This is a genomic window from Thioclava kandeliae, assembly GCF_040297545.1.
Classification (GTDB): domain Bacteria; phylum Pseudomonadota; class Alphaproteobacteria; order Rhodobacterales; family Rhodobacteraceae; genus Thioclava; species Thioclava kandeliae.
In genome coordinates this window covers 1-23,859 of the sequence record NZ_JAYWLC010000028.1, presented here as the reverse complement: position 1 = coordinate 23,859, position 23,859 = coordinate 1, and the positions used below count along the sequence as shown (strand labels likewise).

The 23,859-nt window shown below is 60.6% G+C and carries 26 protein-coding genes and 1 pseudogene; 12 read left to right on the top strand and 15 right to left on the bottom strand.

What is annotated here, in order from left to right:
- Positions 1-218: pseudogene (locus VSX56_RS18625) on the top strand (transposase); the annotation flags it as partial.
- Here the strand turns inward: VSX56_RS18625 and VSX56_RS18620 are convergent.
- From VSX56_RS18620 to murI, 6 genes are all read right to left on the bottom strand, one after another.
- On the bottom strand, positions 190-1,248 hold the full coding sequence (locus VSX56_RS18620) for a tyrosine-type recombinase/integrase (RefSeq protein ID WP_350939086.1): 1,059 nt from the start codon (positions 1,246-1,248) through the stop codon (positions 190-192). The pseudogene VSX56_RS18625 and the gene VSX56_RS18620 overlap by 29 nt on opposite strands.
- 181 nt (positions 1,249-1,429) lie before the next feature.
- On the bottom strand, positions 1,430-1,906 hold the full coding sequence (locus VSX56_RS18615; protein ID WP_350939085.1) for a holin family protein: 477 nt from the start codon (positions 1,904-1,906) through the stop codon (positions 1,430-1,432).
- Positions 1,897-2,508, bottom strand: a complete 612-nt coding sequence (locus VSX56_RS18610; RefSeq protein ID WP_339114086.1) for a holin-associated N-acetylmuramidase — start codon at positions 2,506-2,508, stop codon at positions 1,897-1,899. Before VSX56_RS18610 ends, VSX56_RS18615 begins: the two co-directional genes overlap by 10 nt.
- Positions 2,509-2,593: 85 nt before the next feature.
- Complete coding sequence (gene ccmE, locus VSX56_RS18605) at positions 2,594-3,037, bottom strand: cytochrome c maturation protein CcmE (protein ID WP_350939084.1); 444 nt, start codon at positions 3,035-3,037, stop codon at positions 2,594-2,596.
- A gap of 24 nt (positions 3,038-3,061) precedes the next feature.
- Positions 3,062-4,090: an N-acetyl-gamma-glutamyl-phosphate reductase gene (gene argC / locus VSX56_RS18600; RefSeq protein ID WP_350939083.1), complete on the bottom strand. Its 1,029-nt coding sequence runs from the start codon at positions 4,088-4,090 to the stop codon at positions 3,062-3,064.
- Between the two features lie 147 nt (positions 4,091-4,237).
- Positions 4,238-5,050 (bottom strand): glutamate racemase, encoded by an 813-nt coding sequence (gene murI / locus VSX56_RS18595; protein ID WP_350939082.1) that lies wholly within the window; start codon positions 5,048-5,050, stop codon positions 4,238-4,240.
- A 245-nt stretch (positions 5,051-5,295) separates the two neighbouring features.
- On the opposite strand from murI, the gene VSX56_RS18590 reads away from it, so the two are divergent.
- The 6 genes from VSX56_RS18590 to grxD all read left to right on the top strand — a co-directional run bounded on the left by VSX56_RS18590 (position 5,296) and on the right by grxD (position 11,610).
- On the top strand, positions 5,296-6,198 hold the full coding sequence (locus tag VSX56_RS18590) for a LysR family transcriptional regulator (RefSeq protein ID WP_339114082.1): 903 nt from the start codon (positions 5,296-5,298) through the stop codon (positions 6,196-6,198).
- Between the two features lie 413 nt (positions 6,199-6,611).
- The gene (locus VSX56_RS18585) at positions 6,612-7,238 is read left to right on the top strand and encodes a hypothetical protein (RefSeq protein WP_350939081.1); all 627 of its coding nucleotides are present in this window, start codon (positions 6,612-6,614) and stop codon (positions 7,236-7,238) included.
- Between the two features lie 165 nt (positions 7,239-7,403).
- Entirely contained in the window at positions 7,404-9,569 is a 2,166-nt protein-coding gene (gene purL / locus VSX56_RS18580; RefSeq protein ID WP_350939080.1) for a phosphoribosylformylglycinamidine synthase subunit PurL, read from the top strand.
- 179 nt (positions 9,570-9,748) lie between these two features.
- Positions 9,749-10,765, top strand: a complete 1,017-nt coding sequence (locus VSX56_RS18575; protein ID WP_339114079.1) for an FUSC family protein — start codon at positions 9,749-9,751, stop codon at positions 10,763-10,765.
- Between the two features lie 72 nt (positions 10,766-10,837).
- Positions 10,838-11,080, top strand: a complete 243-nt coding sequence (locus tag VSX56_RS18570) for a BolA/IbaG family iron-sulfur metabolism protein (protein ID WP_339114078.1) — start codon at positions 10,838-10,840, stop codon at positions 11,078-11,080.
- Between the two features lie 170 nt (positions 11,081-11,250).
- The gene (gene grxD / locus VSX56_RS18565; protein ID WP_350939079.1) at positions 11,251-11,610 is read left to right on the top strand and encodes a Grx4 family monothiol glutaredoxin; all 360 of its coding nucleotides are present in this window, start codon (positions 11,251-11,253) and stop codon (positions 11,608-11,610) included.
- A gap of 53 nt (positions 11,611-11,663) precedes the next feature.
- Here grxD and VSX56_RS18560 read toward each other — a convergent pair whose 3' ends face one another.
- Positions 11,664-12,032, bottom strand: coding sequence for a hypothetical protein (locus VSX56_RS18560; protein ID WP_339114076.1), 369 nt, complete (start codon positions 12,030-12,032; stop codon positions 11,664-11,666).
- A gap of 162 nt (positions 12,033-12,194) precedes the next feature.
- Between VSX56_RS18560 and VSX56_RS18555 the strand changes: the two genes are divergently transcribed.
- On the top strand, positions 12,195-12,566 hold the full coding sequence (locus tag VSX56_RS18555) for a hypothetical protein (RefSeq protein ID WP_339114075.1): 372 nt from the start codon (positions 12,195-12,197) through the stop codon (positions 12,564-12,566).
- Between the two features lie 15 nt (positions 12,567-12,581).
- Here the strand turns inward: VSX56_RS18555 and VSX56_RS18550 are convergent, their stop codons facing one another.
- The 6 genes from VSX56_RS18550 to VSX56_RS18525 form a co-directional block, all read right to left on the bottom strand.
- Complete coding sequence (locus tag VSX56_RS18550; protein ID WP_350939078.1) at positions 12,582-13,214, bottom strand: DUF1523 family protein; 633 nt, start codon at positions 13,212-13,214, stop codon at positions 12,582-12,584.
- A 105-nt stretch (positions 13,215-13,319) separates the two neighbouring features.
- On the bottom strand, positions 13,320-13,628 hold the full coding sequence (locus VSX56_RS18545) for a hypothetical protein (RefSeq protein WP_339114073.1): 309 nt from the start codon (positions 13,626-13,628) through the stop codon (positions 13,320-13,322).
- 16 nt (positions 13,629-13,644) lie between these two features.
- The gene (gene panC / locus VSX56_RS18540) at positions 13,645-14,484 is read right to left on the bottom strand and encodes a pantoate--beta-alanine ligase (RefSeq protein WP_350939077.1); all 840 of its coding nucleotides are present in this window, start codon (positions 14,482-14,484) and stop codon (positions 13,645-13,647) included.
- On the bottom strand, positions 14,481-15,305 hold the full coding sequence (gene panB, locus VSX56_RS18535; RefSeq protein WP_350939076.1) for a 3-methyl-2-oxobutanoate hydroxymethyltransferase: 825 nt from the start codon (positions 15,303-15,305) through the stop codon (positions 14,481-14,483). Before panB ends, panC begins: the two co-directional genes overlap by 4 nt.
- Before the next feature lie 176 nt (positions 15,306-15,481).
- Entirely contained in the window at positions 15,482-16,450 is a 969-nt protein-coding gene (locus VSX56_RS18530) for a L,D-transpeptidase (RefSeq protein ID WP_350939075.1), read from the bottom strand.
- Positions 16,451-16,683: 233 nt separating this feature from the next.
- Positions 16,684-18,846: an esterase-like activity of phytase family protein gene (locus VSX56_RS18525; protein ID WP_434096055.1), complete on the bottom strand. Its 2,163-nt coding sequence runs from the start codon at positions 18,844-18,846 to the stop codon at positions 16,684-16,686.
- Positions 18,847-18,999: 153 nt separating this feature from the next.
- Here VSX56_RS18525 and VSX56_RS18520 point away from each other — a divergent pair, with 153 nt between their 5' ends.
- Entirely contained in the window at positions 19,000-20,016 is a 1,017-nt protein-coding gene (locus tag VSX56_RS18520) for a Hint domain-containing protein (protein WP_339114068.1), read from the top strand.
- Between the two features lie 67 nt (positions 20,017-20,083).
- Here VSX56_RS18520 and VSX56_RS18515 read toward each other — a convergent pair whose 3' ends face one another.
- Positions 20,084-20,848, bottom strand: a complete 765-nt coding sequence (locus VSX56_RS18515) for a DUF1013 domain-containing protein (RefSeq protein ID WP_339114067.1) — start codon at positions 20,846-20,848, stop codon at positions 20,084-20,086.
- Positions 20,849-20,980: 132 nt separating this feature from the next.
- Here VSX56_RS18515 and VSX56_RS18510 point away from each other — a divergent pair, with 132 nt between their 5' ends.
- A complete protein-coding gene (locus VSX56_RS18510) occupies positions 20,981-21,634 on the top strand; it encodes a ribonuclease T2 family protein (RefSeq protein WP_350939073.1) in 654 nt (217 codons plus the stop codon).
- Positions 21,635-21,718: 84 nt separating this feature from the next.
- On the opposite strand, the gene rpsU is transcribed toward VSX56_RS18510, so the two are convergent.
- Positions 21,719-21,925 carry a 30S ribosomal protein S21 gene (gene rpsU / locus VSX56_RS18505; protein WP_083217574.1) on the bottom strand — a complete coding sequence of 69 codons (207 nt, stop codon included), beginning with the start codon at positions 21,923-21,925 and terminating at the stop codon, positions 21,719-21,721.
- 111 nt (positions 21,926-22,036) lie between these two features.
- On the opposite strand from rpsU, the gene VSX56_RS18500 reads away from it, so the two are divergent.
- Both VSX56_RS18500 and VSX56_RS18495 read left to right on the top strand, forming a co-directional pair.
- Positions 22,037-22,714: a COQ9 family protein gene (locus VSX56_RS18500; RefSeq protein WP_350939072.1), complete on the top strand. Its 678-nt coding sequence runs from the start codon at positions 22,037-22,039 to the stop codon at positions 22,712-22,714.
- Complete coding sequence (locus tag VSX56_RS18495; protein WP_339114064.1) at positions 22,711-23,697, top strand: NAD(P)H-quinone oxidoreductase; 987 nt, start codon at positions 22,711-22,713, stop codon at positions 23,695-23,697. Before VSX56_RS18500 ends, VSX56_RS18495 begins: the two co-directional genes overlap by 4 nt.
- Positions 23,698-23,859: the final 162 nt, after the last annotated feature.

The following is a 23,859-nucleotide window of genomic DNA, read 5'->3' as shown; positions in this document are numbered from 1 at the left end:
AAATCCGATTGAGCGCCTAAACGGCGAGATCAAGCGCCGCACGGACGTGGTCGGGATCTTTCCGAATGAAGCTGCGATCCGCCGCCTCATAGGTCGCGATCCTGATGGAGCAGACCGAAGCATGGACCGTCCAGCGCGGTCGATACATGACACTGGAAACGCTGGCGCCAATCTGCGATGATGTCGTGGTCAGCTTGCCTGCAGCGCAGCGCGACTGATCAGCTCGGCCCGCCAGTCAGCACGAGGCCCGCTATGAGCTACACCATCAGTTGGGACACGATCCAGAACCTTGGTCAAAGTCATGTCGCTCATCTGCATCATAACGCGTGCCGAGAAGATCCAATCGCCACCAAGCCGCAAAGACGATTGGGCCGTAAGTAGATCAATCGCTTGTCGCGAGGGCGGAACACGATTCTGTTGCCCCCCTTTCATCCGCTCGGCTGGAATGGTCCAGATGGCCGCATCAAAATCAATCTCATCCCAAATTGCCCCGCGCACCCCTCCAGAACGCGCGGCCGTCAGGATGAGAAACAGGAGAGCTTGGCGACTGATAGAGAGCTTATTCCGACCAGTAAGGGTCGAGATCAACTCGGGCATGTTGCGCCACGGTGCTGCCGGATGGTGCTGCACACGATCTGCGGTCCCACGCTGCTTAGGCAGTAGCGCCTTCACGGCTGAAAGCGGGTTCACATCACAATAGCGATGCGCCACAGACCAAATCATGACGCTCTCGCACCGCTGCTTCACACGCCTTGCGGTTTCTTCCTTGTCGAGCCAGATCGGTTTAAGAACTTGCGCAAAATCACCGATGGTCAAGCTATTCACCTCGCGCGCCCCAAGCTTTGGGAGGACGTAAGCCTGTAGGGATGAGATCCACTGATCACGGTGCTTGGCGTTGCGATATTCTGGCGCCAAGGTTTCAAACACTGCGCGAGAGGCCTCTTCAAAGCTGGGCATACGACGCGCCGCTTGCTCTTGCGCCAAACGCCGTTCTTCTATCGGGTCGAAGCCTTTGACGATCTGACCACGCGCCTCAATCGCCAGGCGGCGTGCATCAGCCAACCCAAGTTCAGGGAAAATCCCCAGCCCCATATCGCGGCGCCTACCGGAAACCGGCGACTTGAACCGTAGCGTGAATTTTCCGGTCTCACTTTTCGCATTTGCCGAAATATAGAGGCCCCTCACACCTCCCACAGCGACCATCCCTTCTTCAGGTTTGAGCCTCTTCGCTTGCGCATTGGTCAGCAACTCTCATGCCTCCGCCATACTTTCCAGCCCCACACGAAACACGAGATTGGATGATACGGGTTGAAACAGATAAAAACCGCTGCGTGAATATTTTCATTTTATATCAAAACGATAGATAACAATTGAAATCGAGATGATTTTATATGTGACGTTTATAGGTCGCCCCTCTCCGCCATATACCCTACACCTTTTTCCATTCCTCCAGCGCAGGGTTGGACGGCACTGCCTCTGCCTTGGCCGCCGCTGGTGGCGCGGCCGGTTTGGGCGTGCGGAAGTAATGGGCCTCGCGGGCGCCGAAATAGAACCCTACGATCGCGGCAAGCAGCCACCAGAGCGGCTCCGGCACATAGGACAGTCCCACCATCCGCTCCGCAAAAGACTGCGGATTGACCATCGCATAGATGAAAAGCCCGAGCGTCCCGAGCGCAAGAAGCGGGCGGGGCAGACGGTTAAGCCCGTTCACGAAACTGTCGAACCAGCAGGCGGGCCTAGCAGCGAATTCCTCGCCATAGGCACGCTGCGTCGCCGAGAAGGCCTCATGCGAGGCCTCCATCTTCTTGGTCGCGTTCACGTTGAAGATTTCGGCCATCTCGCTGGCCGCCTGACCGATGGCCGCCACGCCTCCCGAAGCGCCAAATACCTTACCAATCAACCCCATGCGGCCACCCTTGCGCGATGCTCGGCCTCACTCAGATGGAACCGCGCCGAGATGAACTCTTCAGAACGCGTGATCCATCCCCCCTTGCGCCCCTTGCGGGTGGTGGCATATTTGCGGCTCGCCGGACGGCTATCCGCCAGTGAATAATAATAATTCCGGCGCGCAATCCCGTAAGCATCGGCGATCAGCTCGGGCGATTTGCGCGCAGCGGCCTGCGCGGCGGCCGCCGTCCGGGGCCCCAGAACCCCGTCGACACTGACCTCCTGGCCCATATCGTTCAGGAGCCGTTGCAGGATCTTCACCGCATTGCGACCCGCATTCACATACATATCGAAAACGGAAGCCTGCAGCGCCTCCGGCAACTGGCCGAGACCGGGTTCGTCGAAATAATGGCGGATGAAGATATCGACGGCCTGCTCACGGGTCAGGCGGCGGACATCGGCCTCGGTGATCTTGCCGTCACGGTCCAGATCCAGACCCAGGCGGCGCATGGTGTGAATCGTCACGCCATAATTGGTCGCACCGCCCGGGTCGGAGGGGTCATTCACATAGCCGCCTTCGCGGGCAACGATGGCTTCGGCAATCTCTCTAACATTGGGCATGGATTTCTCCCGATTGATCTATCGGGAGAAATCCTCACAGCCGGAGGTTAAGCACCGGCAGCCGCAACGTCCGCCGGCATCCGCATCAGCTTTTGGGCGGCTCGTAAACGCCCTGTTCCTTCAGTGCGTCAACCACTTCCTTGGGCATGTAATTCTCGTCATGCTTGGCAAGGATCTCGCTGGCCACAAAAACACCGTCTTCCATCTCGCCGGTGCCGACCATGCCCTGCCCTTCCTTGAAGAGATCGGGCAGGACACCGTTGAAGCGTGCGGGCACCGTCGCACCACCATCGGTCACCTCGAAATGGATCGTGCCATCGGAATCGCGCTTGATCGATCCGTCGGCGACCAGCCCGCCCAGACGAAACACCTCCCCCGGCTTGACCGGCTCGCTGGCCAGCTGCGAAGGCGCACGGAAATAGTTGATCCCGTCGCGGAACGCATAGCCGATCATCGCGACCGCCACGACAAGCGCGACAGCGGCGGCAACCAGAACCTGAATGCGGCGTTTCTTCTTGAGGCTTTTCATCGCGTCCCCGTTTCTCCGCTCCCCTTACGGGAAGAGCGGTGCCAGCGTCAGGCCGGCCATTTCATCGTTACCAAGCATGAGGTTGGCGTTCTGCATCGCCTGCCCCGAAGAGCCTTTGCACAGGTTGTCGAGCGCCACGACCACCATCGCGCGGCCCGGAATACGGTCCGCACTCACACCGACATGCACATAGTTCGAACCGGCGATCGAGCGGGTCGAGGGCAGGCCACCAAAGGGCAGAACCTCGATGAACGCCTCGGATGCATAACGGTCAGAGAGCGCCTTATAGACCGCCTGCGGATCGCCTTTCACATAGGCCGAAGCCAGAATACCGCGGTTCATCGGTGCCAGATGCGGGGTGAATTGCACCAGCACCGGACGACCGGCCAGCTTCGAGAATTCCTGATCGAATTCGCCTAAGTGGCGGTGTTTACCGCCCGCCGAGTAGGGATAGGTGCCGCCCGACAGCTCGGCATGCAGAAGGTTCTCCTTCAGCGAGCGCCCTGCCCCCGACACACCGTTTTTCAGATCCAGCAGAATGTCATCGAGATCGATCACTCCCGCCTCGATCAGCGGACGGATCGCATACTGTCCTGCCGCCGCGTTACAGCCCGTGCCCGCGCAAAGCCGCGCGTTGCGGATCTCGTTGCGGTAGAATTCGGTCAGGCCATAGACCGCCTCTTTCTGCATCTCCACGGCGCAATGCGGTTTGCCATACCATTTCTCGTATTCCGCCGGATCGCGCAGACGGAAATCGGCCGAGAGATCGACCACTTTCAGATCGAGCGGCAACTCGCGGATCACCTCCTGCGAGGTGGCATGCGGCAGCGCGCAGAAGGCCAGATCGACGCCGGAGAAATCGATCTCCTCGATTTTCACGAGAGCCGGAAGATTCAGATGGCGCAGATGCGGGAACACATCCCCCATCGCCATGCCTGCCTTGCGCTCGCCCGACAGCGCCACGATCTCCATGCTTGGATGGGTAGCGATCAGGCGGACAAGCTCGGCACCGGTATAGCCCGAGGCTCCGAGGATGGCGATTTTCTGGGTCATATGCGATCCTTTCAGCAGGTGATCCATGCAGGCAACAAGCCATGAAGACACCCCGAGCGGCACATCCGCGCGGTTTGATGCTGTTTTCTGCGCTCGGGCCCCTCGCGTCAAGCTGCCACGCGGGAAATTTACCAGCGCGGGTGGGCCTCAGGCCTGCTCGAACACCACCTTGCGGCGCAAGAAACGGGTCGCGTTATTGGCTACATGCGCCGGATCACCGGTGGTCAGGAATTTCGTCTCCGTGCCCGCGCCGATAAATTCGGGACGACGCTCCAGGTAATCGGCCAGACTTTCGGCGACCAGATTGGCCTGACTATAGACCTTCACATCCGGTCCCAGCCCTTCCTGGAAGGCTTTCTGCATGATCGGGTAATGGGTGCAGCCCAGAATCGCCGCATCGGGGCGCGGCATCCGGCGGCGCAGTGCCTCCACATGGGATTTCACCAGCGCCTCGGCCAGAATGTCATCGCCATCCTCGATCGCATCAACCACGCCGCCACAGGGCTGCGCCTCGACATCGACACCGATCGCACGGAAGGCCAGCTCGCGCTGGAAGGCGCGGCTTGCAACGGTCGCGGGCGTGGCAAAGAGCGCCACATGTTTCACCTCGACCTCGCGCGGCGGCGAATTATCGCCCCATTGGCGCTCGGTCAGCGCCTCGATCAGCGGGACAAAAACCCCGAGTACACGCTTGTCCTTGGGAAGCCATGTCTCCTGCATCCGCTTGAGTGCCGCGGCGGACGCCGTATTGCACGCCAGAATGACCAGATCACATCCTTCGGCCCAGAGACGCTCGACCGCTGCGGTGGTCAGCTCGTAGATGTTATCGGCATCACGCACCCCGTAAGGCGCATTGGCGTTATCACCCAGATAGACGAAAGGCACGTCGGGCAGGCGCCGCGAGACCGCGTCCAGAACCGTCAGCCCGCCAAGACCACTATCGAAAATGCCGACCGCCATTGATATTCCTCCCGCTCTGCCCGCTACGTCTTGCAGTTGTTTTACGCCTGCGCAAGCCCGGATGAAAAGACGTAATCATGCAAGCCACCGACAATCGACCAATTAACGGAACCGACCTAAAGGACACGGTTTTTCGATAGTTTGCAGCTGCGGCATCGTTTCCCTTGGAGAACCCCCTGCCCTGCCTTTAAAAGCATAGCTGTTATGCGTATATAGTAAGACGGACCAAGAAGGCAGAGGGCGCGATGGACTGGGACAAACTGCGAATCTTTCACGCGGTTGCGGATGCAGGGTCGCTGACCCATGCAGGCGATGCGCTGCATCTGTCGCAATCGGCCGTCAGCCGCCAGATCCGGTCGCTCGAGGAAATGCTCGGCACGACCCTTTTCCATCGACATGCGCGAGGGCTGATCCTGACCGAACAGGGCGAGCTTCTATTTGATGCCACGTCCACCATGGCCAAAAAACTCGACGCCGCCTCCGCCCGCATCCGCGATTCGGAGGAAGAGGTCTATGGCGATCTGCGTGTCACCGCGACGACCGGTTTCGGCACGATGTGGCTCGCGCCGCGGCTTAACAAGCTTTACGATAAGTATCCCGAACTGAAGATCGACCTGATGCTCGAGGAGCGCGTGCTCGATCTGCCGATGCGTGAAGCCGATGTGGCGATCCGCATGAAAGAACCCGCACAGGCCGACCTGGTCCGCAAGCGCCTGCTCAATATCCGGATGCGTTTCTACGCGACCCCGCAATATCTGGAGCAGCACGGTCATCCGCAAACGCTGGAAGATCTGAAGAACCATCGGCTGATCTGTCAGAGCCCGTCTGTGCCGCAGGTCGCGGCAGGAGCCGCCTTGGCACAGCGCGCACTTGCCCATGAGATGCCCAACACCCTGACAGTGAACAACTATTTTGGAATCCTTCAGGCGGTTCTCAATCATGTAGGCATTGGTATCCTGCCCGATTACCTTACCGTCGATAATAATATCGAACGCGTGCTGCCCGATATCGATTCGAATGAGGTGCCGGTCTTCCTCGCCTATCCGGAAGAACTACGCCAATCACGCCGCGTGACGGCCTTCCGTGACTTCATTCAGGAAGAGATCCAAGCCTATCGCCGCATACAGGCAAACGACAACCAAAGCTAAACTACTGAAATAAAGCACATGTTCAGGCGCTCTCGCCGACACATGCCTTGGGCGCATAGCGGCTCTGCAAAAACTTTCTCAGAAATCCCTTGAACGGTTTATAAACTGCACATATTTGAGGCGCAGAAGCAGATGATTTGCGGAAACGCTCATCAGCTTCTACCTCCCTGTTGGACTATGGCCGAGCTCTGCTCGGCCTTTTTTTTGGGCCAAAATTCCAGACTATGGAATATGCCAGAGTCCAGAGGGCTAACCAGCCTGAAAAAACCGACACTGCGTCAAAGGGTTAGCGCCGTCACGTCAGGCGACTGGCAAAAAATCACGGATTTTCCGGAACTATCAGGCGGCTCTCTAAGTTGATTAGCCATGAACCGCAACGGTTGAAAAACACGACTTCCGATAGGAGCCACGCTATGAAAACCACTAACAAATTCCTGACCGGCACCATTCTGACCGCAACTATGGCATTGCCGATGGGCGCATTCGCCCAGTCCGCGCCGGATGCTGCAGATACGCAGGCCGATAGCCCTGCAGGCCTGATCGACTATAAAATGGGTATCGTCGAAATGCAAGACGGCTCGACCTCGGCGGATGCTGCCGCAGCCGCGACCGCGAGCATCAACCAGACCGGTGGCCCCGATGGTCGCAAGGGTCTGGCCGAGATCAAAACCGAAGCCAATTCCGGCGTAACGACGGCCAATGCAGGCACCATGGGTACCATGGAAGGCAACAACACCGAAGCCTCGGTGCCTGCCGAGTATGAATACAAGAACGGCCTCGGTATCGCCGAGAGCAAGACCGCCGCGATGGACATGGGGTCGGCCATGTCGAGCGATGGCGAGAATATCGGCCAGATCGAGCGCGTTGAAAAAGGTGATGCAAGCGACACCGTCTACATTCGCATCTCGGACAAGCTTGATACGCCTGTCTCGATGTTCAAAGTCACCGTTCCCTCGTCGGATCTCGAGGATGGTATCGTGACCCTGCCGTGGACCCTTACCGGTCTCCTCAGCTCGCTTGAAGAGCAACAGGACGCCTGATTTCGGCAGCCTCACCCCTAGAAAGAGCCAGCCACGCGCTGGCTCTTTTCGTATTTCGTCCCCGAACACCGCATTTCGGGCGGCACTTGCGGCAGAAGAGGCCTTCCCCCAAGCCGCTCAATGTTCTAATGCATGCGCAACCGATGCGCCCGCCGGAGAACATTTATGACCGAACCCGCACTCACCCCCGACCTGATCGCCGCTCACGGGCTCTCGCCCGACGAATATGAGCGTATTCTGGAAATTATCGGGCGTGAACCGAGCTTCACCGAACTTGGCATCTTCTCGGCCATGTGGAACGAGCACTGCTCGTATAAATCATCCAAGAAATGGCTGCGCACACTGCATACCAAAGGCCCGCAGGTCATCTGCGGTCCGGGCGAGAATGCAGGCGTTGTGGACATTGGCGACGGTCAGGCGATCGTTTTCAAGATGGAAAGCCACAATCACCCCTCCTATATCGAGCCGCACCAAGGCGCGGCGACCGGCGTGGGCGGCATCCTGCGCGATGTCTTCACCATGGGTGCGCGCCCGATTGCCGCGATGGACAGCCTGTCGTTTGGCATGCCCTCGCACCCCAAGACCAACCATATCGTCAAGGGCGTGGTCGAGGGCGTGGGCTCCTATGGCAACTGCTTTGGCGTGCCGAATGTGGGCGGCGAAGTCCGCTTCCACCCCTCCTATAACGGCAACTGCCTCGTGAACGCTTTTGCTGCGGGTCTCGCGGATGCCGACAAGATTTTCTACTCGGCCGCATCCGGCATCGGCATGCCCGTCGTCTATCTGGGCGCCAAGACCGGCCGTGACGGTGTGGGTGGCGCAACCATGGCCTCCGCCGAATTCGACGACACAATCGAGGACAAGCGCCCGACCGTGCAAGTCGGCGACCCCTTCGTCGAGAAATGCCTGATGGAAGCCTGCCTCGAGCTGATGGCGTCGGGGTCGGTGATCTCGATTCAGGATATGGGGGCTGCCGGCCTCACCTGCTCGGCTGTGGAAATGGGCGACAAGGGCGGCCTCGGTATCCACCTCAAGCTGGAAAACGTTCCCCAGCGCGAGACCAATATGACCGCCTACGAGATGATGCTCTCGGAAAGCCAGGAGCGGATGCTCATGGTGCTCAAGCCCGAGAAAGAGGCCGAGGCCCGCGCCATCTTCGAGAAATGGGATCTGGACTTTGCCATCGTGGGCGAGACCATCGCCGAAGATCGCTTCCTGATCGAGCATAACGGCGCGATCAAAGCCGATCTGCCGCTGTCGAAACTGTCCTCGACCGCGCCCGAATATGACCGTCCGTGGGTCGAGACCCCGAAACCTGCTCCGGCCGCCGCCCTGCCCGCAATCGGCGCAATGGATGCGCTCAAGGCGCTGATCGGCTCGCCGAACTACGCGGCCAAGGATTGGGTCTTCGAGCAGTATGACACGCAGGTGATGGGCGACACCGTCCGCCGCCCCGGCATGGGCGCAGGCGTGGTGCGCATCCATGGCACACCGAAAGCCGTGGCCTTCACCGCCGATGTGACCCCGCGCTATGTCAAGGCCGATCCGTTCGAGGGTGGCAAACAAGCGGTCGCGGAAAACTTCCGCAATCTCTGTGCCGTGGGCGCACGCCCCTTGGCCACCACCGACAACCTCAACTTCGGCAACCCCGAGAAGCCCGAGATCATGGGTCAGTTCGTGGGCGCGATCAAAGGCATCGACGCAGCCGTGAAGGCGCTCGACATGCCGATCGTGTCGGGCAACGTCTCGCTTTATAACGAGACCGACGGTCAGGGCATCCTGCCGACGCCGACGATCTGCGCCGTGGGTCTCTTGGAAAACCTCGAGGACGAGCTGATCGCGGGTCTTCCGTCGGAGGGCGATATCGCACTGGTGATCGGAGCCACCAAAGGCCATCTGGACCAATCCGCGCTTGCCTTCGAGGCCTTTGGTATCGAAGCCGGTCAGGCACCGGAAGTCGATCTGGACGAAGAGCTGAAAAACGGCACCTTCCTGCGCGCCAACCGCAAATCGCTGACCTCGGCGACCGACCTTTCGGATGGTGGCTTGGCTCTGGCAGCCTTCGAGATGGCCGAAAGTGCCGCTCTGGGCGTCTCGCTGGACAGCGCCGAGATCGGCCTGCTCTTCGGCGAGGATCAGGCGCGCTATCTGGTCACCGCGACCGAAGCCGGCGCAAGCGCCCTTGAGGCCGCCGCTGCCAGCGCAGGCGTGACCATCGCCCGCGTCGGCCGCTTTGGAGGTGATACGGTCAGCTTCGGCGGCGACAAAGCCCCGCTTGCCGATCTGGCCAAGCTCTATCGCAGCACCTTTGCCGCAGCGATCAACGGCTGAGCCTTACAACAGAGCTGACAAAAAGGCCGCCTTCGGGCGGCCTTTTGCATATTCATAGTTCTGCGCGCCAGATCGGCGAGAGTGCGACACCAACGCACAGCCGAATACCCATGCCTGCCTTTTGCCCGCCACCCACCACCGCTATGATGCCCTAAACACAAGCAAAGCACTGATCTTCCATGCCCCAACTCACCGCAGATAGCGTCCTTCCCAAAGCGTTCAGACTGTTCATCGCCGCTCTGATCGCACTGAGCCTCTCCGAGCTTCTGGGCTTCCACAATACCTACTGGGCGGCAATGCCGGTCTTCGTTATCGCCCAACCTGTCCGTGAGGATATGCTGATCCGCGGGCTCTTGCGTGTGGCGGGAACGATCGCCGGTGCGGCCATTGGCATTCTGACCCTACTCTATCTGCATAACCCGCTCTCCATCGGGCTGGCCGTCGGTGCGACAGTCGCCATAGGCACCGGCATCGCCTACCGGATCGGCACGACCTATAGCTACGGCTTCACGCTCATGGCCTTCAGCTGCGGGGTGATCGTGATGCCCTCACTCGGGCTGGGCGCAGACGGCGTCACCCTGGCGCTCGAGCGGTTGTGGTCCACCCTGATCGGGGTGGCCTCCATCACGCTGGTTTCGTGGTATTTCACCCCGAGCCGCAACGGGCCAGTTCCACCGCGCCCCGTGCCCCACTCGACGCGCCAGATGCTGATGCGCATGGCCTTTGTCGGCGGGCTCTGCACGCTCACCACCACCGCCACCGGTCTTGCCCCGCATTTTGCCGTGATGTCGGCAGGGCTTGCGACCTCGGTCTTCTGCGCGGTGATCGGTTCGATGAACGACCCGCGCCCGATCATCCGCTGGCTGGTGCCCGGCGTTTTCATGGGCGTCTGCGCCGCCATCCTCTACCGGTTCATCATCAGCCAGTTCGGGCTGGATCACACCCAGATCTACATCCTCGCGATCATTTTCATCGCCATCGGCAGCCTGATCCGCGCCCATCCCAAGACGGCTGCACCGGGGCTCGATATCAATATGTGCTTCCTGCTGGCGGGCGAGGCAGGGGCGGTCGGGCATTCCTTCGAGCTGACCGCCTATGGCGCGTGCGGGTTGATTGCGGGCAACCTTCTGGTGGCAGGTGTGCTGCATCTGATCGCCTCGCTGCGCGACCGCGAGGGTAAATCCGCGCTAAGCTGAATGGGGGATGCCCCTTGCAGCGGCCCAACCCAAGGCTTAGTTTACAAGGGAAGCAGTAGGAGTGCCTATTTTATGCCCATGGAAGCCCAGGACATCGAACACCTGATCCGCGCGTCGTTCCCCGAGGCCCAGATCACCATTACCGACCTTGCCGGTGACGGGAACCACTGGGCCGCCGAGGTGATCGACGAATCCTTCCGCGGCAAGAACCGTGTGCAACAGCAACGTGCCGTCTATGCCGCCCTGAAGGGCGCGATGGACGGCCCGAATGGCGCTCTGCATGCGCTGGCGCTGACGACCAAAGCGCCGGACTGATCGCATCCCTTGCGCCATCACGGGTTTATGGATGGCGCGGGACACGGGTTTTATGGCATTCTACCGGCAATCTTAGACCGGACCGCCCTCCCCATGGGCGCCATGCCAGAACCTTGGCAAAACTCAGACATGGCCTGCCCCTCCGCAGCGCCCCAGAAAGGACCTTCGCCATGAGCGCGCAAGACCAGATCCAGAAAGACGTCACCGAAAACGACGTGGTGCTTTTCATGAAAGGCACCAAGGAAATGCCCCAATGCGGTTTCTCCAGCCGTGTCGCTGGCGTGCTGAACTTCATGGGGGTGAGATATAAGGACATCAACGTCCTCGCCGATGCCGAGATCCGTCAAGGCATCAAGGACTTCTCCGACTGGCCGACCATCCCGCAGCTTTACGTCAAAGGCGAATTTGTCGGCGGCTGCGATATCGTGACCGAAATGACCCTCTCGGGCGAGCTGGACCAGCTCTTCGCCGATAAAGGCATAGCCTATAACAAGGACGCAGCAGACCAGATCCGCGCTGCAAACGCCTGATCCAGCAGCAAAATTATAAGAGAGCCCCGCCTGTCCCGCGGGGCTTTTTCGTGTCAGGCGGGATCCAGAAACGGGGTCTCGCGCCAAATCGCCAGGAGCTCTGCGCAGGTGACAACAGGTATCCCTTGCAGGGCCAATGCCTTCATCTCCAAAAGCAGAAGCGCTGCCAGCTTGTAGCCATGGCGCGCTGCATCCATCGAGGGGCTACTCGGGACAAAACTCTGCTCGATTTCGGTGGCGGCACGAGTCAGGGCGATCGCGATATCGGTCGGGTCCGCTTCTGGGCCCAGCTGCGCGAGTTCGGGCACCAGCCCGACCCATCCGGCTTCACGGGTCAGCAACGCATCCAGAGCATAGGCCAGAAGCCTGTCGGGCATCTGTTCTGCGACACTTTCTGTTCCCAATGCCGAATCGTCTTTCATCTACCCGCCATACCGTTAACGGCACCATCATATCAGATTATGTCCGCAACGTCGCAGAAAGAAAGTTCTGGACTTTGTGATCGTTCGAGCCAGTTGGTATTGTTTATTTGAAAACCCTTTTCTGCTATTCAACTGGGACCACAGCCCCATATGAGCAGAAAAATGCCCTATATTCCCCAAGCCCGTGAACTCGCGCTCGGCCTGTTTACCGCCATTTTCGCCATGATCATCTTTCAGGCCGCACGCGGCGCCGGCCAGTTGACGCCGCCGGAACTGGTGCTGCTGTCCACCGCGGCCGCCTGTGCCCTGCGTGGTTTTATCGCCAATTTGCGCGAGACCGTGGCCGCCCCGCTGCGAGCCGATTGCTGGCGCACTACGTTCATTTGCGCGGCGCTGACGACCAAGCTGGTCTGGGCCGAGGCCTTGACGCGCCATACCGATGGCGCGGTGACCGCGGCAAGCCTTGCGGCCATCCTGCTCGCCCTGACTCACAACCTGATCTGCCAGTCGCGCGGGGCAATGCGCGGTAACTGAGACCGGAAGGGCGGATTATTTCCCGCCCAGACGCCGCCTCAGCCGCGTCCAGAGCCCTTCGGCACGATCCTCGACACCATCCCAGGCCTCCTCCATATCATCCAGCACCGGATCGATTGAACGGCGGCGGAACTGCTTCCACAACGCGCGCAGGAACAGGATCACGACCACGAGGAAAACCAGGATGATGATGTTCGCCCACGGGATGATCGTTGCATCCGGCCCCGAGACGACCTTGATTGCGACCGCATTCGGGTAGATCGAGATCCATTCATTCCGCCAGCCGTAATGGGTGATCGACACCCAGACCGGATCGGCCTTGGTCGAGATCAGATCCTGTGCCACCGCCTGCAGGTTCGAGCTGTCAAACTTGAAATAGGGCGGCCAGCGCCAGCCGGTATCCTCGTTACGATAGACCATCGGCCTGCCATTCGGACGCTGGGTTTGGATGAAGAACACATCACGGCTGCCTGCGGCCAGCGCGGTCTGGCTGGGTGACGCCCAGAAGATCGAGTGCTCGCCATAATCGATACGGCGGTTCTCGGTGCCGACGATGCGGACGATATCGTGCTGCGGCAGGGTGTAGTGGAAGAAGGCGAAACCCAGCAGCGCCAGCACTGCGAAAAAGCCCCATTTGAAATACCGCATCACAGCCTCATGTGTCGTTCATCAGATAGACGATAGAGATGACCACGCGCACCGGCAGAATAGAGACCAGCACCAGCAATCACTTGGCTAAACTGCGCCCCCCCCTCAGGACGCGCGCGAACCGCGCCACAGCTTGAGGGCCCGCAGGACCAGCCCCGACAGGAGCACGGGGATCAGCGCGACCACATAGGCACCCGCAAAGGTCTGCGCTGCGCTATGGTTGTTCTTGCACATATAGGTAGGGTCGGCCAGATGCAGCGGAAAGCCCGCGCCACACAGGGTCCCTGCCCCGTAGAAGACCGGCACCAGCGTAGCCAGCGGCACCAGCATCAAAAGCGTGGCAAAGGGACGTTTGGACAGCCAGCCGCCCATCGCGATGCACAGGATCAGGCCGAAAATCAGAAAGAAATTCATCAGGTCATTCCTCGGGTTACACGGCGATATTGTCGATCATGCGCACCTGACCAAGCGACAGAGCCACCAGCAGCCGCCCATTCTCGGCAAATGCCTCAAGCGGCGCAAGGCTCTCGCCCGACCGGAAATCAAGATAATCTACCGCACCAAAACCTTTCGCGGCGAGTTCGGCGCGCGCTTCGGCGAGCGCGCTTTCCACGGCTTGCCCCGCGCGTAGTTTGGCAGCAACCTCCTGCAATATCCGATGCAACTCTGGGGCAAGCGCGCGCTCCTCGGCGCTCAGGCGGACATTGCGCGAGGACATCGCGAGCCCGTCCTCCTCGCGGATGGTCGGACAGCCCACAACGGTGATCGGCAGATTGAGATCGCGCACCATGCGTTTGACCACCTGCAATTGTTGCCAGTCCTTCTCGCCGAAGAAGGCAGACCCTGCCTGTGTCATTCCGAACAGCTTGGCCACCACCGTGGCCATTCCGTCGAAATGGCCCGGACGATGCTCGCCCTCCATCGGAGCGGTCACACCGCTGACAGAAACGGTCGTGGCAAACCCGTCCGGATAGACCTCGGTCACATCAGGCGCAAAGAGCACATCGACCCCTGCCGCCTCCAGAAGCGTCAGATCGCGCTCCTCATGGCGGGGATATTTTGCCAGATCGTCGGTATTGTTGAACTGCATCGGGTTCACGAAAATCGTCACGATCACACGGTCCGACTGCGCCCGTGCGGTTTTCACAAGGCTCAGATGGCCATCATGCAGCGCACCCATGGTAGGCACCACGCCAACCAGCATCCCCGAGCGCTTCCACGCGGCCACTTTCTCCTGTAATTCCGTGGAGTTACGGATGACCAGCGTCATTTCTTCACCTCATCGGCAAACATATGTTCGGGTGCGGGAAACTGGCGCGCGCGCACCTCTGCCGCATAGGCAGCCACGGCTTGGCCCGCATCATCGCCCAGTTGCGCATAGCGTTTGACGAATTTCGGCTTGAACGCGGTAAAGAGGCCCAGCATGTCATCCACCACCAGAACCTGCCCGTCGCAGTTCACGCTGGCACCGATCCCGATCGTCGGCACGGCGATTTCCCGGGTGATCCGCTCGGCCAGCCCCTGCGGCACTTTTTCGAGCGTGACGGCAAAGGCCCCTGCCTCTGCAACGGCCTTCGCATCGGCCATCAGCCGCGTGCCGGCATCCCCGCGCCCCTGCACCTTGTAGCCACCAAACACATTCACCGATTGCGGCGTCAGCCCGATATGGGCCACCACCGGAACGCCGCGCGCCACGAGGAAACCGATCGTTTCGGCCATATGCACGCCGCCTTCCAGTTTCACCGCCTGTGCGCCGGTCTCGGCAAGGATACGGGCCGCGTTGCGGAAGGCCTGCGCGGGGCTTTCCTCATAGGATCCGAAGGGCATATCGACCACGACACAGGCCGCATCGGACCCGCGCATCACGGCCTGCCCATGCAGGATCATCATCTCCATGGTCACGCCCAGAGTGCTCTCGAGCCCGTGCACCACCATGCCGAGGCTATCGCCAACCAGCACCAGATCGCAATGCGGATCCATGATACGGGCCATCGGCGTGGTATAGGCAGTCAGACAAACGATAGGGCTTTTGCCCTTCATTGCAGCGATATCGCTTGGCATCTTGCGCGAGATCTTTGCAGCGGCGCTCATGGGCGATCCTCCTTTGCCCTGCGCATCCTTTGGCGCAGGTGCCAGAGCAATAGCCCCCAAGTTGCGCAATTGCAAAGAAAAGAGGACAACCCTGCCCGCGCAAACCAAAGCGCGGCAGACCATCTGGCCTACCGCGCTTCGCCTTCCCCACCCAAGGGAAATTCCTATTTGGAGATTCAGTTGCCGGACAACGCCGCGTCGCGCTCGGCCTCGGTGGTGGTCGCAGGGTAGATCTGCGCGTCAGCTTCCTCCGCAGCCTCGGCAGCCGCAACAGGGTCCTCGCCTGCCGCCTGCGCCTTGGCGGCGGCTACTGCGCGGTCATGCGCCTCGGCATCCGAGATCGCGGGATCCTCGATCTTGCCCTCGTCCCATGCCTTGGCATCCGCCTCGATGGCGGCAGTGTTGGAGGACGATACCACATAGCCCGAATGCAGCTGTGTGACGGGGCCTTCATATTCGAGGCTCTCGGCGAGGGTGCGGACCTTCACCTTGGTGCCGATCTCGGTCTCGTCGAACATGTCCATGATGTCCTGATTGAAGAACCGGATACAGCCCGCGGAGGTCGCCTTACCGATGGAGGATGGGTCCATCGTTCCATGCAGGCGGTAATAGGTATCGCGGCCATTCTTGTAGAGATAGAGCGCGCGCGCACCGAGCGGGTTTTCCAGACCACCCTTCAGACCACCGGCCAGCGGGCCGTAAAGATCGGGGTCGGTACGGATCATGTTATTTGTGGGCGTCCAGCTGGGATAGACTTCCTTACGGCGAATCGTTGCGGTCCCGGAGAAGCCCTTGCCGGCCTTGCCGACGGCCACACCCATGCGCATCGCGCGGCCGGGTTCCTTGATGTGATAGGCAAAGCGCGCATAGGGGTCGATCACAATGGTGCCGACGGGTTCGGGACCGTTGTAATCCACCCATTGGCGGCGGTTACGGTCGTTGAGGTATTTGGCCGAGATCGCGGGCACGGTGATGTCGGGTTCGAGCTCGTCCTTGCGGGCGCGGTAGACGGCCGGAACGGAGGCAGTCGATACGGTGGGCGTCGGGGACATGCCATCATGTGGTTGTGCCGCACAACCGGCCAAAGCAATCAAACCCGCAGCCGCGATTACCGGCAAACGAAAACGAACAAGTGTAGTCGACACGACAGCAAATCCTTTCGGAACTTCTCTATATACCCTCACTTTACCGGGCAGATCGGCAAGCGTCGGGCAGACTGAAACCAGTTTTCAAAGCTCCAGTAAGCTGACAAGGCGCGAAACCTCAAGTCGGTTCCCTGTTCCACGAGAAAAAATAAGCCAGATTGCGAATAAACGACAACAGCACCGGAAATCCGGTACTGTTGGGGTCACGAAAGAGAGAGAACGGTTTTTTATGTTCAGCCCTGCGGGTCGATCTGCCCCAGAGGCAGGAACAGGGTCTCGCCAGAGCTATCATCGACACCGTCATTATCGGTCACGATATAGGTCCGCCCCTGCGCATCCATGGCCATCCCTTCCACCTTATCAACGACAAAGCCACCCGTAGAACGCAGATCGGGGATCAGATCGCGGACCTCTTCCTTGGCCACCACCGGCAGCTCCCCGCCCAAGGGTGCGGGCTGCAGCTGGTCCAGCGCAACGCGGGTGATTTTCTTGATTCTGGCGTCTTGCGCGATCTGGTTATCACGCTCGATGAAATAGGCGTAATCTCCATGCACGGTGATTTCCGAAAGGCCGACCCAGCCCTTGCCCTTGGGGTCGAGCGGGTAATGCACCGCGCCCCACTCCTCGGTCTCGGTGTTATAGGCCACCAGTTTCACCAGACCCGCAGGGTCATCGCCCCATTCACGCTGGGTCGCCATCCAGAGCGTATCACCGACTTTCGCCACGCCTTCAAAGCCGTAGCGGGTCGCCTGCGTGGCCAGTTCCGGCGGCAGACCGATCTGTTCCTCGATCTCGCCCTTGGCATCCACATGTAGCAAACCATGCGGGACCATCTTGGCTGCGTTTCCCTCGGAGGCGAGCCAGAAGCCGCCCGCCCCATCCAGCGTGATCCCTTCGAGATCGGTGAGCTGCGCCGGCGCCCCGTTACGGGTGATATCGATTGCGCCAGTGATCTGCGCGGGCTGCTGGCGGACATCGATGGTAAAGATCCGCGGCGCGGCCCCGTAGAAGCTGTCAGCCACGGCAAAGAGCTGCCCCTGCCCGCCTGCGGCCAGCCCCGAAAGCGCACCCCAGCCGATCAGCGGGTCGGTGCCTGCAGAGGTGATCATCGGATAGGCGGCGGGCTTGTCACTGCGCTCGTAGATCATCACATGCGCGGGGGCGTTACCATCCTCGCGCGCATCGGTCTCGTTGGCCGAGACCAGCAGATTGCGCTGCGGGATCGAGACATAGCCCTCCGGCCCGATCCCCGAGGGCAGCATCTGCAACAGCTCGGGCGCTGCGGGATCGGTCACGTCATAGACCCCCACAACCGAGCCCCGCTCGGACCCGATGAACAGAAGCGGCGTGCCGCCATAAATGTTGAATTCGACCGATTCAGGCTCGACGCCCTTCTTGCCCGCGCGTTTATCGGGGAAATGGCCGATGGCGGCGACAGCGCGCTCGAAGCTGTTGCCGCTGTCATAGACGATGGTGCCGTCTTTCCTGAAAATTGTGAAGCCGCGCGAGCCACCCTTCCAGTCGCCCTCGTTGGCGGTCGCGAAATGGTCGTCGTCGATCCATTTCACGGCATCGGGCTCCCGTGGGATATCGCTCAGCGTGCCGGTAAACTCCAGTTTTCCGTCTTTCTTGGTATCGACGCCATCGAGCGAGACCTTGCCCGCCGAGAAATGGCTGGCCACCTTGCCATCCGCGCCGATCACGACGAGATGGTTGTTTTCCTGTAGCGTGACCACGATCTCGCCCGCTCTGTTCACATCGACGAATTCCGGTTCGGGATCGGTGCCGCCCACCTCCGCCAGACCGGTCAGGCCGATCTTCTGCAGGCCGTCGCAGGCCAGAGTGCCATCCCGCACGGGGATCTTCACCACGAAACCAGCGGGCATCTGCGGCAGACCGCCATCGCCCAATTCCTCGTCGCGTTCGTTCTCGATCGCCACGGTGACAAAGCTGCCATCCTTGGCCACCGCCACCGAATCCGGCTGGCCGCCCAGATCGCAGGTCGCAAGCTGCGTGCCTTGCGCCATGTCGATCACATGCATCTCGCCCGAGGGGCTGGTATAGCTCTCGGACGTATTCACACCCACAAATGCCGTCTGGCCGACGACTGCGACCGAGGTGGGTTCGCCCTCCATCGCGATCGTGCCTTTGGGCGCGGGATTGGCAGGGTCGGTAATATCGATCAGCCCGATCACGCCTAGCGGGCTGTCGGTATAGACGAGCGTATTGCCATCGGCACTCGCCGCGATGATCTCGGCAGAGGTCTCCTCATCGGCATTGTCGGCATTCGACATGACCGGAAAGGCGGCGATACGGTTGAAATTCATTTCGGCCAAGGCAGGCAGAGCGGTGGTCAGTGCCAGAACAGCACCCAGCGATAGTCGCAGCATGGAAATCTCCCCAGATATTTCCCCCTGCTTTCCAACGGAAAGGTAACGCCCGCGCGACCCGAGCGTGACGTTTCCGTGAAGCCATCCGCTCAGCCGGAATAAACCTTACCTAAAACAATCTGGCAGATACTGGGCGACAATCCGCAAACCGAGCATGCCATGGCCATTTTCGACCTCAACTTTTTTGACCTCAGTTATGCGTCCACCACTGCGGCGACCTTTGCGGATAATGGTGGCTATCAGTTCAATCTGGGCGTTGACACGATTACCCTCTCTCCGTCATCGACCAGCTCGCTTGTGCAGGTCGATGATGTCGACAACACGACCTTCGACGATGATAACACCACTCAGACTCTCGCCAATGACTACACTCTGAACGGCATATTCTACGCCGCTGGCACCGAGATCGAATCCGAATATGAAGTGACGGTGCAGGACAGTTTCGGCAATAACTATGTGCTGCAATTCGTCTCGCTCAACAATGATGCGTGGAACATCCAGGGCTTCATCATTCAGGGGACGCCGCCCCCCTATGGCGAGGCGCTGACGGTCGTCGGGCGACAGGACATGACCTATGGCAGCTATGCCTACTCCACCTCCACGCCCTCCTGTTTCGGGCCCAAAACACGCATCCTGATGGCCGATGGGCGCGAACGGCCGGCCGAGGCGCTCAGATCCGGCGACAGGCTGCGGCTGGCCGATGGATCGGTGGCGCCGGTGATCATGGTCCTGCGCGCGCGCGTTCCGCTGGAAGCGGGCGGTAACAAGCGCCCGATCCGCATTCAGGCAAACGCGCTCGGAGAGGGGCTCCCCCGACAGGCGCTGATCCTTTCGGCCCAGCACCGTATCTATCTCACCGACGCCGATGCGCTCGCTCCGGCGGTCGCGTTTCTGCCGCGCCCCAGGGTCGGCCGGATCGCCCCGCTGTCAGAGCCCTATGTCCATATCGTGCTGCGGTGCCATTCCCTGATCGTCGCGAATGGCCTGCCCTGCGAGAGCTTCTGGCCCGGCCCGGTCGCGCTCTCGCTTTTGCCGGGGTTGGTTGCGCGGCGCATCAAGCGGATCATGGGGCAGGCCCCCACGCCCGCGAAGCCTTTGCTGCGGATGCGCAATGCGCAAGGGATGGTCCTGCAGGCGCTGGCGCGGGAACTCTCGATCACGCTGCCCCGTCTCTAGGAGGCCATATAAAAAAACCGCCACAGAAGATGTGGCGGTTTTCATATCCCGAAGAGGCAGCGCGGAATTAACGGCGCTCGTCCTCATCCTCATCATCATCCTCGCCATGCGGCAGGTTGAAGAAGCTGTCGGCGTCCGAATAATCGGCGGGCGATTTATCGTCTTCGGTCTCGTCCGATTTCGACAGCGAGAAGTTCTCGAGGCCCGCGATCGACGAGGGCAGACGCGGCTCGTCCGACATCTCGAGCGATTGCTCGGTCGACACCAGCTTGCGGCGCTCGTCATCGGTCATGACGCCCATCGCAGCGGCCTTCTTCGCGGCCTTCTGCACTTCCATATCCAGCTCGGTCTGGCGGCAAAGCCCCAGCGCCACCGGATCGATGGCGGTCATGTTCTGGATGTTCCAGTGCGTGCGCTCGCGGATCGAGGCAATCGTCGGCTTGGTGGTTCCCACGAGACGCGCGATCTGGGCATCCGCCAGCTCGGGGTGGAATTTCACCAGCCACAGGATCGCGTTCGGACGGTCCTGACGCTTGGATAGCGGCGTGTAGCGCGGGCCACGGCGCTTGTCCTCGCCAACGGCCGCCTTGTTGAATTTCAGCTTCAGCTTGTAGAGCGCGTCTTTCTCGCCCTTCTCGATCTCGCTGGCATCCAGCTGGCCATGCGCCACCGGGTCCTGACCCTTCACGCCTACCGCCACATCACCATCGGCGATGCCCTGGATCTCCAGCTCGTGCATACCGGTGAAGTCACCGATCTGCTTGAAGCTCAGCGTGGTATTGTCCACGAGCCACACGGCGGTCGCTCTTGCCATCAGGGGCTTGTTGGTCATCTCAGCCATCCTTTACAAATCTCTCCCGTGCCGAGAAATCGGCTGCGGGCGGGGATTCCCTGCGCCGCGATCCATTTCTGGTGGGGAATTGGAGCCGTATATACTCAAATCCACAGCTCGGGAAAAGAGAAAATGACGAAACTTCGCGCATTCCTGATGATCATGGCCCTGTCGGGGCTGGCTCTGCCCGCACAGGCCGAGGGCGAGAAGGCGGGGCAATTCGATTATTATGTGCTCGCGCTCAGCTGGTCCCCTACATGGTGTGCGCTGACCGGCGATGCCCGCAACTCGCCCCAATGCGACACGGCCCGCGACGGAGCGCATGATTTCGTCCTGCACGGGCTCTGGCCGCAAAACGAACAGGGCTGGCCCAGCTATTGCACCACACCCGCCCGCGATCCGTCCAAGCGCCAGACAGCCGCGATGGCCGATATCATGGGCACAACAGGGGCCGCATGGTATCAGTGGAAAAAGCACGGGCGCTGTTCGGGGCTCGGGGCGCAGGCCTATCTGGATCTGGCACGCCGCGCCTATGACGGCGTGGAAATCCCCGATGTGTTCGAAAAGCTTACCAAGGATGTCACCCTGCCCGCCCATGTGGTGGAGGAGGCCTTCCTCGAAGCCAATCCCGCGCTCACCGCGAATGGCGTGACGGTGACCTGTCAGGCAAACCGCATTCAGGAGGTCCGCATCTGTCTGGATAAGGATCTCTCGCCGCGCAGCTGCGGTGCCGATGTAATCCGCGATTGCACCCTGACGGATGCGCAGATGGACGGGATCCGCTGAGCCCGAGACACCAAAAAACCCCCAAGGAAACCGAGGGGGTTCAAGGTGCGGGCAAACCCGCCAGCTTTCTCAACACGTCGAAACTCAGAGAGCCCCTTCACGCTGTGCTTTTTTACGCGCCAGTTTACGGGCACGGCGAACGGCTTCCGCCTTCTCGCGCGCTTTCTTCACGGACGGCTTCTCGAAATGTTGCCGAAGCTTCATTTCACGGAAAACGCCTTCACGTTGAAGTTTCTTCTTCAGGGCACGAAGCGCCTGATCGACGTTGTTATCGCGAACGCTGACCTGCATGGTGTCACCACCTTCCTAAGTTAGAGTTGCATCGGTTTGCAGGAGCGCTTCATATAGCTATAAACCTTCCATTTGTCTACCACCTGAAAGGGGGCCCGAAAGGGAAAGGCCATGAAAAACGATCATCTCGACGTCGATCGCGCCAAGGCAGAGCTGCTGGAGGCCATCCTGCCGCATGTTCCCTTCGATGGTTGGGCCAAACCCGCCTTCGATATGGCGGTAAGTGATTCGGGTATGGATGCGGGTGTGGCGAAGCTGATCTGCCCGCGCGGCGCGATGGATCTGGCGGTGGAATATCATCGCCAAGGCGATCGCGCGATGGTGAAGGCGCTGGAGGAGGCCGACCTTGGCGAGATGAAATTCCGCGAAAAGGTTGCTTTTGCGCTGCGGGCAAGGCTGGAGGCAGTTGACCCCGAACTGGTGCGCCGCGGGGCGGCGCTTTTTGCACTGCCGCAAAATGCCGCCACCGGCACCAAACTCGTCTGGAATACCTGCGATCTGATCTGGACCGCCCTTGGCGACAGCTCCACGGATTATAACTGGTACACCAAGCGCATGACCCTGACCAGCGTCTACTCGGCCTCCGTGCTGTTCTGGATGGGCGATGAAAGCGAAGACCATGCCGAGACATGGGCCTTCATCGACCACCGCATTGGCGATGTCATGCAATTCGAGAAAGTGAAGGGCAGCGTCATGAAACTCCCCTTCCTCAAGACGATGCTGTCGGGCATCCGCGCGCCCAAGGGTTGCGACGACCTGCCCGGCCGCACGGAAAGGACAAACGAATGAGCCTCCCGCATGAAATGCAGGTGATGGAGATCACCCAATCCGGCGCTCCCGAGGTGCTGAAACCCGCCCATCGCGCGGTGCCCGTTCCGGGCTATGGCGAGATCCTGATCGAGGTGGCCTATGCGGGCGTCAACCGTCCCGATGCGCTGCAACGGGCCGGTCTCTACGACCCGCCGCCCGGTGCCTCCGACCTGCCCGGCCTCGAGGTCTCGGGCCGCGTGGCGGCCTGCGGACCGGGGGTCAGCGACTGGACGGTAGGAGATACGGTCTGCGCACTCGTGCCGGGTGGTGGCTATGCCGAATATGTCACCTGCCCTGCCGCCCATGCGCTGCCGGTGCCTGCGGGTCTGGACCTCCAGCTCGCGGCCTGCCTGCCCGAGACCTGTTTCACGGTCTGGTCCAATGTGGTGATGCGCGGCGGACTAAAGGGCGGCGAGCGGTTTCTGGTGCATGGCGGCTCGTCCGGTATCGGCACGACCGCGATCCAGATCGCGCGCGCCCTCGGCGCGACCGTTTATGCCACGGCAGGTTCGGAGGCCAAATGCGAGGCCTGCGCGGCATTGGGCGCCAAGGCCATCAACTACCGCGAAGAGGATTTCGTGAAGGTTCTGGCGGCGGATGGCGGTGCCGATCTGATCCTCGATATGGTGGGGGGCGACTATATCAAGCGCGATCTGAAGGCGCTTGCGATGGATGGCCGTCTGGTTTTCATCGCCTTCCTGCAAGGCCCCAAAGCCGAGATCAACTTCGCGCAGGTGATGACCCGCCGCCTGACGATCACCGGCTCAACCCTGCGCCCGCAGACAGACGCGCAAAAGGCCGCCATTGCTGCGGAGCTGCGCGAGAAGGTCTGGCCGATGGTCGAGACCGGCAAGCTGAAGGTGCTGTTGGATTCGACCTTCGAGCTGACAGAGGCGGCCAAGGCACATGCGCATATGGAAAGCTCGACCCATATCGGCAAGATTGTCCTGCGGGTAAAGTAACATGGCGCCAATTCTTTACGTCCCGCACTGCACAGCGTGCAACAGCTTGCGATCATTCTGATGCGTGCTCCGTTATTCTGGGAGTCCAAGCGCTCCCTATTGTCACTTGCTTTGTCCCCGCTCGGCTGCCTGACGGCCTATGCGACTTCTCGTCGCGTTTGT

What these genes read in the sequence shown, in the direction of transcription:
- VSX56_RS18560 (WP_339114076.1), bottom strand. Translation starts at nt 12,032, where the DNA reads ATGAAAGACGATTCGGCATTGGGAACAGAAAGTGTCGCAGAACAGATG.
- panB (WP_350939076.1), bottom strand. Translation starts at nt 15,305, where the DNA reads ATGAGCGCCGCTGCAAAGATCTCGCGCAAGATGCCAAGCGATATCGCT.
- VSX56_RS18500 (WP_350939072.1), top strand. Translation starts at nt 22,037, where the DNA reads ATGAAAAACGATCATCTCGACGTCGATCGCGCCAAGGCAGAGCTGCTG.
- purL (WP_350939080.1), top strand. Translation starts at nt 7,404, where the DNA reads ATGACCGAACCCGCACTCACCCCCGACCTGATCGCCGCTCACGGGCTC.
- VSX56_RS18515 (WP_339114067.1), bottom strand. Translation starts at nt 20,848, where the DNA reads ATGACCAACAAGCCCCTGATGGCAAGAGCGACCGCCGTGTGGCTCGTG.
- VSX56_RS18575 (WP_339114079.1), top strand. Translation starts at nt 9,749, where the DNA reads ATGCCCCAACTCACCGCAGATAGCGTCCTTCCCAAAGCGTTCAGACTG.
- ccmE (WP_350939084.1), bottom strand. Translation starts at nt 3,037, where the DNA reads ATGAAAAGCCTCAAGAAGAAACGCCGCATTCAGGTTCTGGTTGCCGCC.
- VSX56_RS18610 (WP_339114086.1), bottom strand. Translation starts at nt 2,508, where the DNA reads ATGCCCAATGTTAGAGAGATTGCCGAAGCCATCGTTGCCCGCGAAGGC.
- murI (WP_350939082.1), bottom strand. Translation starts at nt 5,050, where the DNA reads ATGGCGGTCGGCATTTTCGATAGTGGTCTTGGCGGGCTGACGGTTCTG.
- VSX56_RS18590 (WP_339114082.1), top strand. Translation starts at nt 5,296, where the DNA reads ATGGACTGGGACAAACTGCGAATCTTTCACGCGGTTGCGGATGCAGGG.
- panC (WP_350939077.1), bottom strand. Translation starts at nt 14,484, where the DNA reads ATGACGCTGGTCATCCGTAACTCCACGGAATTACAGGAGAAAGTGGCC.
- VSX56_RS18570 (WP_339114078.1), top strand. Translation starts at nt 10,838, where the DNA reads ATGCCCATGGAAGCCCAGGACATCGAACACCTGATCCGCGCGTCGTTC.
- VSX56_RS18520 (WP_339114068.1), top strand. Translation starts at nt 19,000, where the DNA reads ATGGCCATTTTCGACCTCAACTTTTTTGACCTCAGTTATGCGTCCACC.
- VSX56_RS18550 (WP_350939078.1), bottom strand. Translation starts at nt 13,214, where the DNA reads ATGCGGTATTTCAAATGGGGCTTTTTCGCAGTGCTGGCGCTGCTGGGT.
- VSX56_RS18585 (WP_350939081.1), top strand. Translation starts at nt 6,612, where the DNA reads ATGAAAACCACTAACAAATTCCTGACCGGCACCATTCTGACCGCAACT.
- rpsU (WP_083217574.1), bottom strand. Translation starts at nt 21,925, where the DNA reads ATGCAGGTCAGCGTTCGCGATAACAACGTCGATCAGGCGCTTCGTGCC.
- VSX56_RS18555 (WP_339114075.1), top strand. Translation starts at nt 12,195, where the DNA reads ATGCCCTATATTCCCCAAGCCCGTGAACTCGCGCTCGGCCTGTTTACC.
- VSX56_RS18495 (WP_339114064.1), top strand. Translation starts at nt 22,711, where the DNA reads ATGAGCCTCCCGCATGAAATGCAGGTGATGGAGATCACCCAATCCGGC.
- VSX56_RS18615 (WP_350939085.1), bottom strand. Translation starts at nt 1,906, where the DNA reads ATGGGGTTGATTGGTAAGGTATTTGGCGCTTCGGGAGGCGTGGCGGCC.
- VSX56_RS18510 (WP_350939073.1), top strand. Translation starts at nt 20,981, where the DNA reads ATGACGAAACTTCGCGCATTCCTGATGATCATGGCCCTGTCGGGGCTG.
- VSX56_RS18545 (WP_339114073.1), bottom strand. Translation starts at nt 13,628, where the DNA reads ATGAATTTCTTTCTGATTTTCGGCCTGATCCTGTGCATCGCGATGGGC.
- grxD (WP_350939079.1), top strand. Translation starts at nt 11,251, where the DNA reads ATGAGCGCGCAAGACCAGATCCAGAAAGACGTCACCGAAAACGACGTG.
- argC (WP_350939083.1), bottom strand. Translation starts at nt 4,090, where the DNA reads ATGACCCAGAAAATCGCCATCCTCGGAGCCTCGGGCTATACCGGTGCC.